This window comes from Actinomadura rayongensis, from assembly GCF_009831215.1.
Lineage (GTDB): Bacteria > Actinomycetota > Actinomycetes > Streptosporangiales > Streptosporangiaceae > Spirillospora > Spirillospora rayongensis.
On the sequence record NZ_WUTW01000005.1, the window covers coordinates 364,615 to 380,898 of the forward strand.

At 74.0% G+C, this 16,284-nt stretch carries 8 protein-coding genes; 4 read left to right on the forward strand and 4 right to left on the reverse strand.

What is annotated here, in order from left to right:
• Window positions 1–392 precede the first annotated feature (392 nt).
• Entirely contained in the window at window positions 393–1,607 is a 1,215-nt protein-coding gene (locus GQ466_RS23235; protein ID WP_161105117.1) for a hypothetical protein, read from the reverse strand.
• A gap of 254 nt (window positions 1,608–1,861) precedes the next feature.
• Here GQ466_RS23235 and GQ466_RS23240 point away from each other — a divergent pair, with 254 nt between their 5' ends.
• Window positions 1,862–3,175, forward strand: a complete 1,314-nt coding sequence (locus tag GQ466_RS23240) for a hemolysin family protein (RefSeq protein ID WP_161105118.1) — start codon at window positions 1,862–1,864, stop codon at window positions 3,173–3,175.
• On the forward strand, window positions 3,172–4,176 hold the full coding sequence (locus tag GQ466_RS23245) for a CNNM domain-containing protein (RefSeq protein WP_161105119.1): 1,005 nt from the start codon (window positions 3,172–3,174) through the stop codon (window positions 4,174–4,176). Before GQ466_RS23240 ends, GQ466_RS23245 begins: the two co-directional genes overlap by 4 nt.
• A gap of 2,714 nt (window positions 4,177–6,890) precedes the next feature.
• On the opposite strand, the gene GQ466_RS23250 is transcribed toward GQ466_RS23245, so the two are convergent.
• A complete protein-coding gene (locus tag GQ466_RS23250; RefSeq protein ID WP_161105120.1) occupies window positions 6,891–7,268 on the reverse strand; it encodes a phage holin family protein in 378 nt (125 codons plus the stop codon).
• 166 nt (window positions 7,269–7,434) lie between these two features.
• Between GQ466_RS23250 and GQ466_RS23255 the strand changes: the two genes are divergently transcribed.
• The gene (locus tag GQ466_RS23255) at window positions 7,435–8,085 is read left to right on the forward strand and encodes an HAD family hydrolase (RefSeq protein ID WP_337193591.1); all 651 of its coding nucleotides are present in this window, start codon (window positions 7,435–7,437) and stop codon (window positions 8,083–8,085) included.
• 44 nt (window positions 8,086–8,129) lie between these two features.
• The gene (recQ, locus tag GQ466_RS23260; RefSeq protein ID WP_161105121.1) at window positions 8,130–9,962 is read left to right on the forward strand and encodes a DNA helicase RecQ; all 1,833 of its coding nucleotides are present in this window, start codon (window positions 8,130–8,132) and stop codon (window positions 9,960–9,962) included.
• 3 nt (window positions 9,963–9,965) lie between these two features.
• Here the strand turns inward: recQ and GQ466_RS23265 are convergent, their stop codons facing one another.
• Together GQ466_RS23265 and GQ466_RS23270 are read right to left on the reverse strand one after the other, a co-directional pair.
• Window positions 9,966–12,740 (reverse strand): MMPL family transporter, encoded by a 2,775-nt coding sequence (locus tag GQ466_RS23265; protein ID WP_161105122.1) that lies wholly within the window; start codon window positions 12,738–12,740, stop codon window positions 9,966–9,968.
• Between the two features lie 12 nt (window positions 12,741–12,752).
• The gene (locus tag GQ466_RS23270) at window positions 12,753–14,549 is read right to left on the reverse strand and encodes a fatty acyl-AMP ligase (RefSeq protein WP_161105123.1); all 1,797 of its coding nucleotides are present in this window, start codon (window positions 14,547–14,549) and stop codon (window positions 12,753–12,755) included.
• Between the last annotated feature and the right edge of the window lie 1,735 nt (window positions 14,550–16,284).

The following is a 16,284-nucleotide window of genomic DNA, read 5'->3' on the forward strand; positions in this document are numbered from 1 at the left end:
CGCACCACCCGGCGCAGGAGCGCCAGGCGGACCGCCGGGCGATGCGCCCGGCGGCCCGGTCGGCGGTGCGCCTCCCGGCGGCGCGGCGGCGGACGATGCAGGCGGTGAGGCGGGCGGCGCGGCGCCGAGTGGAGTGCCGTGCGGGCCGGTGGACGGCTGGGCGTGCGGGACGCCGGGAGGCGCGCTGGGCGTGGCGGTGGGCGGTGTGCCGGACGTGCCGGCTGGTGCGGGTGCTTCGGGCGGGTTGTTGGGTGGTGCGCCGGGCAGTGGTGGGGTGTAGGGGCGTGGGAGGGGGGCTACGGGGAGTTCGGGGGCGGGCGCCATGCCGCAGGTGTCGCAGAAACCGTCGTCGATCGCGCCACCGCAACCGGGCTGCGCGCAGACCCGTTCGCTCATCGCCGGGATCCCGTCTCGTGCTCGGCCGCCTGGATCGTCCGTTGATACTCCGCCACTGCGGCCGTCGCCTCACGCAAATTGCACGGAGCCGTCCACAACAGGTCATGGGCGCGGGTGTGGAGGGACGTGACGAGGTCGTCCTCGGCCAGGCCGAGGCGGGCGGCTTTGGCCTGGTAGGCGCCCAGGCGTCCGCGCAGTTCGGCGCGGCAGTCCAGCAGGGCGGTGCTGGCGCGGCGGTGGGCGTCGGCGCGGTCGCGGGCGGCGCGGGCCGCGCGGTCGAGGTCGTCGGCGCGGGCGGCGGCCTCGGTCCAGCGCTGTTCGGCGCGCAGGCGGTCCAGGGCGGCGAGGCGGTCGCGCAGGGCGGGGGCGCTCGGGACGAGGTCCTCGGCGTCCGGGGCGTCGATCTTGACGCGGACGGCGGCGTGCGCGCGGCGGGCCGCGTCCTCGGCCGCCGCGACCGCGCCGATGGAAGCCGCGAGCGCGCGGGTGCGCTCGTCGTAGGCGTCGCGGAGGCGGACGGCGTCGTCCAGGTCGCGGCAGAGCCGGGAGAGTTCGGCCGACAGCGCGTCCAGCCGCTCGGTGTCGGCGCGCCCGCCGGTGACGAGCGACAGCGGGTCGGACCGGACGACGCGGCCGAGCGCGTCCAGTTCGCGCCCGAGGCGGTCCAGTTCGGGACGGCGGGCGCCGTCGAGCGCGCCGGCGAGGCGGGCGGCGGCGCGCCAGGCGCGTTCGGCCTCCTCCAGCGGGACGAGCAGCGCCGTCCAGGCCGCGTCGGCGGCGGCGATCACGGCGGCGGCGCGCTCGAACGCGTCCGACATGCGGTCCACGGCCTCGCGGAGCGTGACGCGCTCGACGGGCGGCCCGAGCAGCGTCCGTTCCGCCAGCGGGATCTCGCCGCCGGGCATCTCGACGGCGTCGCCGGTGAGCAGCCGGGTGAGCAGCGCGAGGTCCGGACGGCGTCGGTTGCGGACGGCCACCGCCTCGTCCAGGACGCGCTGGTACTCGGCGAACAGCCGCCACAGCAGCGCGACGCGGTGCTGCGTCTCGTCCCAGCGCCGCCACGTCTCGCCCGTCAGAGACGCGCCGGCGAGCAGCCGGTGCCCGTCGTGGCAGTCCAGGTCGAGCAGGGCGGCGGAGATCCGGTCCCGGTCGGCGGCGCGCGAGCGCAGGACGTCGTCGATCGCCGCGCGTCCGAGGGCGCTGTCGGTCACGTCGGCCCCGTTGTCTGTGTCGGTGGTACCGGCGTCAGGATCGAAGGTCGGCTCCAGAACCAGTGTGATCGGTGACACTTTTCCCGACAAGGCGTAATTCTTCACAATTGTCTTCGGCCGCGAGGCCGACGTCACGCCGCGTCCGCTTGTGCTCGGGAACGACCTGGTATGGAGTGGCGTTCAACAGAGAAGAACCGGAAGGAAGGGAGTTGAGCGTCCGCGGTGTCGGACCCCAGTCATAGACCCGGTGCCCGATGGTGACCGCCGTGCTCGGCGTCCTCGCCGTCCTCGTGCTCACCGCCGCGACCGGCTACTTCGTCGCGCAGGAGTTCGCCTTCGTCGCCGCCGACCGCGCGCGCCTGGCCCAGGCCGCGGACCGGGGCGACCCGGCCGCCCGCCGCGCGCTCGCCGTGATCGGACGGCTCTCGTTCATGCTGTCGGGCGCCCAGCTCGGCATCACGATGACCACGCTCGTCGTCGGCTTCATCGCCGAGCCCGCGCTCGCCGGGCTGATCGGCCCGCTGCTGGAGCTGTGCGGCGTCCCGGACGCCGCCACGCACGCCGTCGCGCTCGGCACCGGCTTCGTGGTCGCCACGCTCGTGCAGATGCTGTTCGGCGAGCTGTTCCCCAAGAACCTCGCGCTGGCCCGCGCCGAGACGCTGGCCCGCGCGCTCGCCCGCTCGACCCTCGTCTATCTCGCGGTCGCCGGGCCGGTCATCCGGTTCTTCGACCGGGCCGCCGCGCGGCTGCTGCGCAGCGTCGGCGTCGAGCCCGTCGAGGAGCTGGCGGGCGGCGCGACGCTGGAGGAGCTGGGCGACATCATCGGCCGCTCCAACGACTCCGGCCAGCTGCCCGACGACCTGTCGGGCCTGCTGTCGCGCGCCCTCTCGTTCGGGGAGCGGACGGCCGACGAGGTCATGGTGCCCCGCCCCCGCGTCAGCGTCCTGGCCGGCGACGCCACCGTCACCGACATGATCGCGATGATCCGGGCGACCGGGCACACCGCGTACCCGATCTACGGGCAGGAGGTGGACGACGTGATCGGCGTCGCCCGCGTCCCGTCCGTCGCCGACGACGCCCTGGACCCGGCCACGCCGCTGCGCGCCCTCGCGACGCCGGCGCTGCTCGTCCCCGGCAGCCAGCCGCTGTACGGGGTGATCGAGCGGATGCGCGAGTCCGGCCAGGAGTTCGCGTGCGTCGTGGACGAGTACGGCGGCCTCGCGGGCATCCTCACCTTCGAGGACATCGCCGAGGAACTCGTCGGCGAGATCTCCGACGAGACCGACGCGCACTCGCTGCCCGCCGCCGCGAGCCCGGACGGCACCTGGCTCGTCACCGCCGGGCTCCGCATCGACGAGGCCACCCGCATCACCGACCTGCCGCTGCCGGCCGGCGACTCCTACGACACGGTCGGCGGGCTCGTCATGGCCGAGCTGCGGCGGCTGCCCGCCGCCGGGGACCGCGTGACGGTCGGCGGCGTGGAGATCGAGGTCGTGTCGGTGGCGCGGCGCGTCCCGGCGCAGGTTCGGCTGCGGATCCCGCGTCAGGTCCCGCAGGACGTCCCGTGACCGCGCTGCTGATCACCGCGCTGCTGCTCGCGGGCAACGGGTTCTTCGTCGCGGCCGAGTTCGCACTCGTCGCCGCGAGCCGGACGGCGCTGGAGCGGGCGGCGGAGGGCGGCAGCCGTCCCGCCGCCGCGGCCGTCGCCGGGACGCGCGAACTGTCGCTCATGCTCGCCGGCGCCCAGTTCGGCATCACGATGTGCTCGCTCGGCCTCGCGATCGTGACCGAGCCCGCGTTCGAGCACGTCCTGGAACCGCCGCTGCACGCGATCGGCGTCCCGGAGACGGCGACGACCGTGATCGCCATCGCGGTCGCGCTCGCCGTCGTGACGTTCCTGCACATGGTCGTCGGGGAGATGGCGCCGAAGTCGTGGGCGATCGGGAACCCCGAGCGGTCCGCGATCGCGCTGGCGCTGCCGTTCCGGGCGTTCGCGAAGGTGTCGCGGCCGGTGCTCGCGGTGCTGAACGGGACGACGAACGGGATGCTGCGGCTCGTCCGGATCACGCCGCGCGACGAGCACGACGACCATCCGGACGCGCAGCGGCTCAGCCACCTCGTCGGCGAGTCGCGGCGGCTCGGGCTGATCGGCCGCAACGACCACGAGCTGCTGAACCGCGCCATCGCCGCGCGGGAGGGCACGGTCGGGCGGCTCGTCATCCCGGCCGCTTCGGTGACGACCGTGGACGCCGCCGCGTCCGCCGCCGAGGTCCGCCGCGTCTCGACCGCGAGCGGGCACAGCCGCCTCGTCGTGACGGACGCGGGACGGCCGGTCGGGATCGTCCACGTCCGCGCCGCCGTGACCGCGCCGGACGTGCGCGGCGGCGCCGCCGGGCTGGCCCATCCCGCGACCGAGCTGACGCCGGAGACGACCGTCCTGGACGCCGTCTCGCGGATGCGCAGGACGCGCGCTCCGCTCGCCGTCGTCAACACGCCGGACGGGCGGTTCGCCGGGATCGTCACCCTGGACGATCTTCTTGCGGAGCTGCTGGCGGCCAACCCGCACTGATTGTGAGACGTTAGAGCGCGGCAGCGGGGGAAGTATGTCCCGGGCCGGACGAGAGCGGGATGACGGTGGACGACGAACTGCGCGGGGCGCTCGCCTCCTATCTGGACGGGCTGACGGCGCCGTCCGGCACGCTCGGCTGGACGGCGCAGCGCGCGGCGCTGGCGGCGTTCGGCTCCGGCCGCGTCGCCGGGGACGCGTCCGCGCTCGCCGCCGCGCTGGCCGGGTCCGCGTCGTCGGCGCTGCGGACCGACGACCAGGAGGGCGCGGTCGCCGACGCGGTCGCGGCCGTGCTCGCGCGCGGCGAACGGGTGCTGCTGATGGCACCCCCGGCACGCCTGCCCGGCCTGCTGGAAGCGCTGGACACGTCCGGCTCGTTCGTGCTGCACCTCGCCGAGGACCCGCCGAGCACCGGCCCCGCGCCCGTCCTGCGGCGCGGCGGCGGGACGGTCGAGTTCGCGGCCCCGTCCGCGCCGTCCACCGCGACCCGCCAGGACACCCGCGTCGTCGCGGCGCTTCCGGACGAGCGGCGCGAGCCGACGACGGAGTTCGGCCGCCCGAGCACGGGGACGCTGCCGCTACGCCCGGTCACGCCCGACGACCTCCCGTCCCCCAGCGAGGCCACCCAAGCCCTCCCACCCGTCCCCGACCCGCACGCGACGCAGGCCACCGACGCGACGCCGCACAGCCCGACGCACGGCGACAGCGCGACGCCGTCCGGCGGCTCCCGCGCGGCGTGGGCCGGGAACGCGACGCAGAGCGGGCCGACGCCCGCCGACAACGCGACGCCACCCGGCGCCTCCCGCGCGGCGTGGGGCGAGGACGCGACGCAGAACGGGCTGCCGTCCGGTGAGCCGCGCGCGGCGCAGGACGCCGACGCGGCGCGGGACGGGTGGGCGCGCGGCGAGGAGGCGGCGCCGTCCGGCCCGCCGCGCGACGACGATGCGACGCCGTTCGGTCGGCCGCGCGCGGCGCGGGACGAGGAGGCGACGCCGTTCGGGGAGCCGCGCGCCGACGCGTCGCCCAGCGAGGAGACGCGGGCGCTGCCGCCCGTGCCGGACGCGGAACTCGTCGTGGACGCGTCCTCGCTGAGCGAAGAGACACAGGCCCTGCAGCCCATCGCCGACGAGGAGATCGCGCCGGAGATGCTGGTCCGGGGCGTGCTGATCCGTCCCGTCGGCACGAAGTGGCGGACCGCCTGGCAGGACGAGGAGAAGGAGCTGCGGCGCGGCCTGCTCTGGCTGGAGCAGTGGCCCCGCGACGTCGCCACCCTCCGCGCCCTGGAAGAGGACCAGGAGAGCCGCCGCCGCGCCGCCGACGCCGAGATCGCCGCGCTGACCGCCCGCATCGAGGAGCTGACGGAGGCGGCCGAGCGCGCGGCCGAGGCCGTCCCGCCCGCCGAGGAAGAAGCCGAGCGCCGCACGGCGGACCGCGACGCCGCCGCCGAGGAGGCGGCCGGCCCGCGCGCCGAGGCCGACCGCCTGCGCGCGGAAGCCGACACTGCCGCCGACGAGGCCCGCGAGCGCACCCGCGTCGCCGACCTCGCCTACGGCCGCTGCGTCGCGATCGACGAGCGCACCGCGCAGGCCCACGCCGAGACGCAGGCCGCCCGGCAGCAGGAGGAGCGCCTGACCGTCGACCTGGCGCGGGCGCGGTCGGAGCTGCCGCAGATCGCCGCCGAGGCCGACCGGCTCGGCGCCGAGGACGCCGACGCCGTCGCCGAGGGCCACGCCAGCTACTACCGCCTGGTGTCGGCGGAGTCCGCGCTGAGCGCCGCCAGGCAGCGGATGACGCTCACCCAGAAACTGCACGTCGCGGCGCCCCCGCCGGAGCTGAAGCGGCTCCGCGACGAGGTCCGGGCGCGGACGCGGGAGGCCGACGAGGCCGCCCGCCGCGCCAACGAGATCAAGGCCGCGGCCGAGCGCACGCGGACGCACCGCGAGCGCCTGGAGCAGTTCCTCGTCGAAGGCGGCGAAGCCCTCGCGGGCGCCAAGAACGCCCAGGAACGACTCGCGGAGGAGATCGCCCGGCTCGGCGCCGAGCGGGAGACCGCCGTCGCCGAGCACCGCGCGCAGGCCCGCAGCGCGGGCGAGGCCGTCGACCGCGCGACGCAGGCCGGGACGGCCGCCCGCCACGCCGAGCAGGAGGCCCTGCTGCTCGAAGAGAAGGCAGCGGCGGCGGCCCGGATCGCGGACGCGGCGGCGGACGCGGCCGACCGGGCGCGCGGCGAGGCGCAGGCGGCGAACGAACGCGTCACGTCCGCCCGCGAAGAACTGAACCGCCTGCACGCCGCCGTCGCCGAACGCGTGGCGCTGGACGAGGCCGAACTGACGGGCGCCCGGGAGACCGAGGAACGCTCGCGCGAACGCGTCCGCGAACTGTGCGGCGACAACCCGGACGCGGCGGAACTGGCCGCCCACCAGGCCCGCGTCATGCGCCGGATCGAGACGCTGGCCCGCCTGCTCGGCGGCGTCGGCGACCACGCGCCGCTGCTGACCGAGGCGGACGTGGTCTGCGGCTCGCCGGTCGCGCTCGGCGCCGTCCCGCTGCCCGACGCCGACACGCTGGTCGTCGCGGGCGCGGGCGAGATCACCGACGCCGAGTTCCTGGTGGGCGCCGTGCGGGCCCGCCGCTGGGTGCTCGTCGGGACGGACGGGGAGCGCCCCGCCGTCCGGAGCGGCCACGAGCGGCCGGCCCGCGGACTGCTGGAGGACGCGTCAGTCGTCGTCGTCCCCGAGGACGAGGTGCAGCGCCCAGCCGACGACCCCGACGACGATGGCGCCCCAGAACGCGGGCCAGAACCCGTCGACGTGGAAGGGCAGGTCGAGCCGTTCGGCGAGCTTGCTGGTGAGCAGCATGAGCAGGCCGTTGACGACGAGCCCGAACAGGCCGAGCGTCAGGATGTAGAACGCGCAGCCGAGGGTCTTGACGATCGGCTTGATGACCGCGTTGACGAGGCCGAAGACGACCGCGACCCCGACGAGCGCGAGGGCCTTGCGGCCGGTGTCGTCGCCGCCGACGGTGATGCCGTCGATGAACACGGTGGCGATCCACAGCGCGACCGCCGTGATTCCGATCTTCAGTAGTATCCGCACGCTCCCGATGATCTCGGGCGGCGGCGTCCGGCGGCATCCCCCTGTGATGCGATTCGCGGCGTCCCGGGCTCATCACGGCGGATGAGATCCGCCTTGCCAGGATTTGACCTCCGCTCGGCCACGGCCTTATGACCTGCGGGGTCATCCTGGGACGAGGGAGGCAGCCGTGACCGTACGAGCCGTGATCTTCGACATGGACGGGGTGCTGGTCGACTCCGCGCCCGTCTGGGCGGACGTCCGGCGCGAGTACGTCCGCGACCGCGACGGCGCGTGGCCGCCGGGCACCGAGCGCCGCCTCATGGACATGAGCACCGACGAGTGGGCCGAGTACCTGGCGCGCCGGCTCGTCCCGGGCGCGTCCGTGGACGACGTCGCCTACCAGGTCGTGGACCGGATGACCGAGCGGTACGCCGAGTCGGTGCCGCTGCTGCCGGGCGCGGTGGACGCCGTCCGGCGGCTGTCGGAGCGGTTCGCGATCGGGCTGACCAGCTCGTCGCCGCGCTCGATCATCGATCTGGTCCTCGGCAGGCTCGGCATCGCGGGCCTGTTCCTCGCGACCGTCGCTCCCGAGGAGGTCGACCGGGGCCGTCCCGCGCCCGACCCCTACCTCGCGGCGGCGGCGCAGATGGACACCGACGTCGCCGAATGCCTCGCCGTCGAGGACTCCGCCGCAGGCCTGCGCGCCGCGCACGCCGCCGGGATGCCGGTGATCGCCGTGCCGCACCCGGAGCGCCCGCCCGGCGACGCGCTCGGCTGCGCCGCGTTCGTGGCCGGTTCCCTGGACGAGATCACCGGCGACCTGGTGGCCGGGCTCTGACGCGTTCCGGCGCGACCGTCGCACCCGGCTCGTACGATGGAGCGATGGTGCTGCCCCCCGCGACAGATTCCCCGGCTCTGGAGACGCTGCGGCGCGTCTTCGGGTACGAGACGTTCCGCGACGGCCAGGCGGAGATCATCGAGCATGTCGTGGCGGGCGGCGACGCGCTGGTCCTCATGCCGACCGGCGGCGGCAAGTCGCTCTGCTACCAGATCCCGGCGCTCGTCCGGCGCGGCACCGGCGTGGTGATCTCGCCGCTCATCGCCCTCATGCAGGACCAGGTGGACGCGCTGCGCGCCGTGGGCGTCCGGGCCGGGTTCCTCAACTCCGCGCAGGACGCCGACGACCGCCGCATGACCGAGGCCGAACTGCTCGCGGGCGAGCTGGACCTGCTCTACCTCGCGCCGGAGCGGCTGCGCGTCCCCGCCACCGTCGACCTGCTCGGCCGGATCGACATCGCGCTGTTCGCGATCGACGAGGCGCACTGCGTGGCGCAGTGGGGGCACGACTTCCGGCCCGACTACCTCATGCTGTCCGAGCTGCACGCCCGCTGGCCGGACATTCCGCGCATCGCGCTCACCGCGACCGCCACCGAGGCCACCCGCGCGGAGATCGCCACGCGGCTCGGGCTGGAGGACGCGCGGAAGTTCGTGGCGAGCTTCGACCGTCCGAACATCCAGTACCGGATCGAGCCGAAGACCGACGCCAAGCGGCAGCTGCTGCGGTTCCTGCGCGAGGAGCACGCGGGCGACGCGGGCATCGTCTACTGCCTGTCGCGCAGCTCGGTGGAGAAGCACGCGGCGTTCCTCACCGAGAACGGCATCGAGGCCGTCCCGTACCACGCCGGGCTGGACCCGCACGTCCGCGCGGCGAACCAGGCGCGGTTCCTGCGCGAGGACGGGCTCGTCGTCGTCGCGACGATCGCGTTCGGGATGGGGATCGACAAGCCGGACGTCCGGTTCGTCGCCCACCTCGACCTGCCGAAGTCCGTCGAGGGCTACTACCAGGAGACGGGCCGCGCGGGCCGGGACGGGCTGCCGTCGACGGCGTGGCTGGCCTACGGGCTGAACGACGTCGTCAACCTGCGGAAGATGATCGACTCGTCCGAGGGGGACGCCGAGCACCGCCGTCGGCTGAGCCGCCATCTGGACGCGATGCTCGCCCTGTGCGAGACGGTCGAGTGCCGCCGGACGCAGCTCCTGAACTATTTCGGCCAGTCCGGCGCCGCGTGCGGGAACTGCGACACGTGCCTTTCCCCGCCGGAGACGTGGGACGGGACGGTCGCGGCGCAGAAGGTGCTGTCCACGATCGTCCGGCTGGACCGGGAACGGCGGCAGAAGTTCGGCGCGGGCCACATCATCGACATCCTGCTCGGCAAGAAGAACGCGAAGGTCGAGCAGTTCGGGCATGACGAGCTGAGCGTTTTCGGGATCGGCACGGAACTGCGCGACACCGAATGGCGGGCCGTCGTGCGTCAGCTCCTGGCGCAGGGGCTGGTGGCGGTGGAGTCGATGTACGGGTCGTTGATTTTGACGGACGCGAGCGCCGAGGTGCTGCGCGGCGCCCGCAAGGTGCCGATGCGGCGCGAGCCGGAGCGGACGAAGCCCGCGAAGGCGAAGTCGGCGTCCAAGTCGCGGGCGCCGATCGAGATGCCCGCCGAGGCGCAGCCGCTTTTCGAGCGCCTGCGCGCGTGGCGGGGGGCGACGGCGAAAGAGCAGGGCGTGCCCGCGTACGTCATTTTCCACGACGCGACGCTGCGGGAGATCGCCACGCTTCGTCCGGCGAGCCTGGACGAGTTGGGCGGGATCAGCGGGATCGGCGAGAACAAGCTGGCCAAGTACGGCGAGCAGGTCCTCGCCGCGCTCGCCGAGGGCTGACCGCTACTCGTCGTCGGGGACCGTCCGCCAGACCCAGCCGCTGCCGGTCGGGCTGGGGACGATCTGGCGCCGCCCGCCGGACGTCCCGGGACGCCGCGGCTCCGGCGGGCCGTCCGCCCAGGGGCGCCACGGCTCGTCCGGGCCCGGCGCCTTGCGCAGCGGCGTGCGCGGCGCGTCGCCCGGAATCGACGCGTCCCCGCCCACCGGACGCACGTCCCCGCCCGCCGCGGGCGACGGCTCGGACGCGCGCGGCGCGGGTGCTGGTGGCGTGGGCGCGGGAGACGGCTCCGGCGTGCGCGGCGCGGACGTGCGCGGTGTGGACGCGTGCGGGCGCGACTCGGGCGGGGTCGGGGCGAGCGTGGGGGGGTCCGCCGGGACGTTCGCGAAGATCGACGTGCCGCGCACCGGGGTCTCGGCGCTCTCGGCCCACTGGACGCGGAAGGAGAACGGCTGGTCGTCCGGCAGCGGCGGCGGGGCGGCGGGCGCGGCGCCCGCGACGTCGCTGACCTCCCGCAGGTCGACCTTGGCGTGCAGGCCCGCGAGGAACCCCGGCAGCCACCAGTTCGCCGCGCCGAGGAACCGCATCGTCGCCGGGACGAGCAGCGCCCGCACCAGCGCCGCGTCCACCACGACCGCGACGAACATGCCGACGCCGATGAGCTTCACCACCGTGATCCCGGCCAGCCCGAACGCCCCGATGACCAGCAGGAACAGCACGGCCGCGCTGCTGATGATCCCGCCGGTGTACTGCATGCCCCGGGCGACGGCGGCGCGGTTGTCGTGCGTGTGGTCCCATTCCTCCCGGATGCGGCTGAGCAGGAAGACCTCGTAGTCCATCGACAGCCCGAACACCACGGCCAGGATCAGGATCATGCTGGTCGCTTCGACGCTGTCGGTCGGCGTGAAATGCAGGATGCCCGCCAGATGCCCGTACTGGAATCCCCACACGATCGCGCCGAACGACGCCCCGATCGACAGGACGTTCATCACGATCGCCTTGAGCGGCAGCAGGATCGACCCGAAGAACATGAACAGCAGCAGGAACGTCGAGGCGCCGACCACGGCCGCCATTTTCGGCAGGCTGCGCATGAGGCTCGCCATCTGGTCCGCCTGCATGGCCGTCGTGCCGCCGATGTCCAGATGCATCGGATAGCCGTTCTTCATGACGGTCATGCCGCGGATCCGCTTGACGAGGTCGAACGACCGGTCGTCCATCGGCGCGTACTTGGTGTAGACCGAGATCCGCACCGCGCCGTAGTCCCCGGAATAGCCGCTGAACTTGGCCTGGTTCACGCCGGGCAGCTGCGCCAGCCGGAGGCGGAATTCCTCCAGGTACTGCGGGATGTTGTCGCCCGCCCGCGACGGCCGCCAGTCCTTCGGAATGAGGTCGCCGGACACCACCACGTCGATCGGCTCGGCGGACCCGCTCGGGAATTCCTTCTGGACGGTCTCCACCACGGTCCGCGTCGTGCTGCCCTCGGGGAGCTGCCGGACGTCCAGCGCGCCGAACCGGATGTTCAGGAACGGCCCGGCCATCACGGCGAGCGCCACCAGAACGATCGCGAAATACGGCAGCGGGTGCTTCATGACGCTCGTGCCGAGCCGGAACCAGAACCGGTCCTCCTGCGCCTTCGGGCTGCGCCGACGGCGCCACGGCATCTGCATCCACTCGACGCCGCGTCCGAACACCGCCAGCAGCGTCGGCAGCAGCAGCGTCGCGCCGAGGACGGCGACGAGGACGGTCGCGATCCCGGCGAGCCCGATCGTCCGCAGGAACAGCTGCGGGAACACCAGCAGGCCGGAGAGCGCGGCGGAGACGGTGATGCCGGAGACGATGATCGTCCGTCCGGCGGTGGCCATCGTCCGTCCCAGCGCGGCCTGGCGCAGTGGCGCGACGACCCGCTTGTACGCCCTGCGCTTGGCCCGCCGCTCCCGCCGCGTCGGGAATTGCTTCCACGGTTTCCCGGGCGGGATCATGTGCTCGTCGAGGGCCTTGGCGTATTCCTCGCGATAGCGGCTGATGATGAACAGCGAATAGTCGATCGCGAGACCGACGCCCATCATCGTGACGACTTCGAGCGCCATCGAGTTGACGTCCGTCAGGAACGAGATCGCGTGCAGGACGGCGAGGCCGCCCAGCATCGAGAACAACGCGACGAACAACGGCAGGACGGACGCACCGACCGCGCCGAACAGCACGACGAGCAGCAGGAACAGCGGAATGGCGGTGATGGTCTCGGCCCGGACGATGTCCGCGACGACCTGCTCGCCGAACTCGGTGCCGAGTGGGAACGCGCCGCCGAGATGGGTGTCCAGGCCGGGCGCGGCCAGGCGGTCCTTGACCCAGAGGTAGTTGTCGGCCTTGGTCTTGTCGTCCTTGCCCGCCATCATCAGCGACACGATGGTCGAGCGGCGGTCCGCGGACGCGAGGCTCTTGGCGTTCTTCTCGTCCAGCGTCCAGTACGACACCTCGGACGAGACGCGGTCCTTCGGCAGCCGCGCGAGGGTCGTGATGACGTCGCGCATGTAGGACGGGTCGTCGACCGTCCGCGATTTGCTGCTGTAGAGGATGAGGATGTCGGGGTTGGTGCTCCCGAAATACGTCGAGCCCAGTTTCGTGACGAGCGACGACGACGATTTCGGGTCGTCGTAGCCGCCGTTCTTGAACTTCGCGAGGACGCCGAGGCCCCAGAAGCCCGCCACCAGGATCCCGCCGACGATCACGACGAGGCCGATCCAGCGCCGCCGGTGCAGGAGCCGGCCCAGCCCCGTAAACATGATCCTCCAGAGTTAGCCGCGGGAGGCGATCCGCGCCGCCGTCGTCAACAGCGCGCCGTCAAGGTACCTCTGCCGCGTCGCTGCTCTGGCGATCTTGCCACTCGACGTCCGGGAGATCCCACCCGGCTCGATGAGCACGAACTCATGGACGCTCATCTCGTGCTCGACGTTGATCGCCGCGCGGACCGCCGACTCGACCTCCTCCAGGTCGAGGCGGCCGAGCGGGACGCGCCGGTTGCGCTCCGCCACGACGACCAGCCGCTCCGTCTCGTCCCCCGGGACGGCGAACGCCGCGACGAACTCCGGCCGGACGGCCTCGTGCGCCTCCTGCGTCGTCACCTCGATGTCCTGCGGGTAGTGGTTGCGGCCGTCCACGATGATCAGGTCCTTGATGCGGCCCGTCACGTACAGCTCGCCGTCGTGGACGACCCCGTAGTCGCCCGTCTTCATCCACGGCCCGGCGGGCAGCGCGCCCGGCTCGGCCAGCTCGCCGCCGAAGGTGCTCTGGCTGCGCTCGGAGTTGCGCCAGTAGCCACGCGCGGTGTTCGGTCCGTGGACCCAAATTTCGCCGACGGTGCCGTCCGGCTGCTCGGTGCGCGCCTCGGGGTCCACGATCGCGACGATCTGCCCGTACGGACGGCCGCAGGACACGAGCGTGTTCGCGTGCGGGGCGTCCGCCGGGCACTCCTCCAGGACGCCCTGCGTCAGCTTGTCGCGATCCACGGTGATGAGGCGCGGCGGGGCGTCCTCGGCCGCCGCCGACACGAACACCGTCGCCTCGGCGAGCCCGTAGCCGGGGGCCTGCGCGCCCGGCCGGAGCCCGGCGGGGGCCAGCGCGTCCGCGAACGTCCGCAGCGTGGACGGACGGATCGGCTCCGCCCCGTTCAGGCACGTCGTGAGCCCGCTCAGGTCCAGCCCGGCGATCTTGTTCGGCTTCGCCATCGTCGCGACGTACTCGTACGCGAAGTTCGGCCCGGCCGTGTAGACGTTCTTGCCCGGACGGCTCGCGATCAGCTCCATCCACCGCATCGGGTTCATGATGAACGACACCGGGTCGGTGTAGATCGCGTGGTCGCCGTTCACCAGCGGCAGCGCCATCGTCGCGATGAGGCCCATGTCGTGGAACAGCGGCAGCCAGCTCACCAGTTCGGGGTTCGGCCGGTCCGGCGCCCACCCCGCCCACAGCTGCGCGGCGTTCGCGGTGACGTTCCCGTGCGTGATCTCCACCCCGGCCGGACGCCGCGTCGACCCGGACGTGTACTGCAGGTAGGCGAGGTCGTCGAAGCCGATGGGCTCGTCCCGCCACGTCCCGGCGAGATCGGCGTCGACCTCCTCGGCGAACACGATCTCCCGGGGCTGCGGGACGTCGTGGTCGGCGAGGAACTTCTCGACGTGCGGCAGCGCGTTCCGCGTCGTCACGATCACCGCGGGCTCGGCGTCGGCGTACGCGCCGATGAGGCGTTCGGCGTGGCCCGGCAGGTCCGGCGAGAACAGCGGCACCGCGACGACGTGCGCGTACATCGCGCCGAGCATCGTCATCATGTACTCGAGCGTCTGCGGCAGCAGCAGCGCCGCGCGCTCCCCGGGCTCGGCGACCTGCCGCAGCCGCGCCGCGAGCGCCCGCGCCCGCCGGTCGGTCTCGCTCCAGGTCAGCGTGAGGTGCGCGCCGGACGGCCGGAGGGAGTAGTCCACGAACGTGTAGGCGGGCGCGTCCGGCTTCTCCCTGGCCCAGCGCGCGACCCGCTCGACGAGCGGGGTGCGGCCGGAGCCGCCGGGACGGAGTTCGGGAAGCAGCGAACCCAGTGCCATTGGAAAAAACTCCCGGGGGATGGGCCGGACGGACGCATCAGGCTGCGCTCCGTCGGCGGACGTGCGGCGGTGTGGCGCCGGGCGGGCGACGCTCGCCCCGGCTGACCGGCGGGACCGTGCGATGTGAAGCTACCCGAAGGTAAATGGACAGCGATATTAGCCGGGGACCACATTCGACGCGGACACGTTTGTCACCCCCGTGACAACGCCCCCGCCCTCACCACCACGCCGTCTGTCACTCTTCCCGCAACGCCCGACGCCGCCGCCAGACCCCCAGACACGCGCCCACCCACAGGATCGCCGTCTCAGCAAGCACGAACGCCGCAAGCACGACAACCCAGTCACGCCCACTCCCCGCCCCGTCCTGCGCAGTGAGCGTCATCTCCCCCCGACCACCACCCCCGGCCACCGAAGGAGCAACAACAGGCACCCGAGGAGCAGCCTTGGGCAACCGAGGCACCCCACCCCCCAAAGCCCGCGGCAGTTCCCCCACCCCGGCCCCGTCCGCCGGACGAGACCCACCCCCCACCTCCGGCAAGCCCTCCACCTCATCCGAACGCGACCCCCCACCAGCCAAAAGCCCACCCACCCCACCGCCCACGCCTTCCCCCGGCCGAGACCCACCCTCACCAAGTTGCGCCAGCGCACCCGCCCCAGAACGCGGACGCGCCCCACCCCCCACCACCGAACCACCCGCAGCGTCCACGCCTCCGCGCGGAACACCCGCACCCGCACGCGGCCCACCGCCACCCGCAACGCACGGCAAGCCGCCCGCGCACACCACCGGACGCGGCACGCCGCCAACGTGCCCCGGCGCACCCGCGCCCCCACGCGGACGCGGCCGGCCGCCCACCGCCGGGCGCAGCCCGCCACTGACGGCGTGCGCCGGGCCGCCCGCGTCCCCGCGCGGAACAGCCACGCCTGCGTGCGGACCGCCGCCCGCAAGGCACGGGGAGCCGGCGGCGCACGCCGTTGGACGAGGCCCGCCGCTGTCGGCATGTGCCGGGATGGCCGCGCCTCCGCGTGGAGCAGCGGCGCCCGCGCGCGGGCCGCCGTCCGCAAGGCACGGGAAGCCAGCCGCGCACGTCGCCGGACGAGGTCCGCCGTCGGCGTGCACCGGCGCACCCGGGCCCTCGCGCGGGACAGCATCACGCGGGTGCGGCGCGGTGGGCGCGGCGCGCGGAACGCTGCCTGCGGCGTCGGGCGCCGCGCCCGGCGTCGGGCGGCAGCTGCCGCCGACGTTAGTCGGGGCGTCCGCGTCGTCCGGGCCCCCGCGCGGGCGCGGCTGGTCGCCTGCCGCCGGGCGCAGCCCTCCGCCACTCGCGTGCGCCGGGCTGTTCGGGGCGGTCGCACCGCCGTGCGGAACAGTCGCGCCTGTGTGCGGGGCGCTGCCCGCGGGGCATGCCGGGCCGCTTTTCTTGGTGGTCGCGCATGCCGCCGGGCGAGGGCCATCGGCCGCGTCCTCTTGCGGGACGGCCGGGTGCGGCGCACTGCTTGCGGCGCGCGGGCAAGGTGAGCCGTCGGCGGCGGTGTGCGGCGGTTCTGGGGAGAGGTCGCCCAGGTCGATGTCCAGGAGGAGCGTCAGGGGGTCGGGCAAGGCGGGCGGCGTCGGGGAGGCTTCGGCGTTCGGGTGAAGGGTGCAGGGTGGGGTGGTGGCGGTGGCGGGGAGGGTGGGGAAGGTCAGGGTTGCTGCGGCCAGGGCTGTGAGGGTGGCGCGGGCCGTGTGCACGGTTGT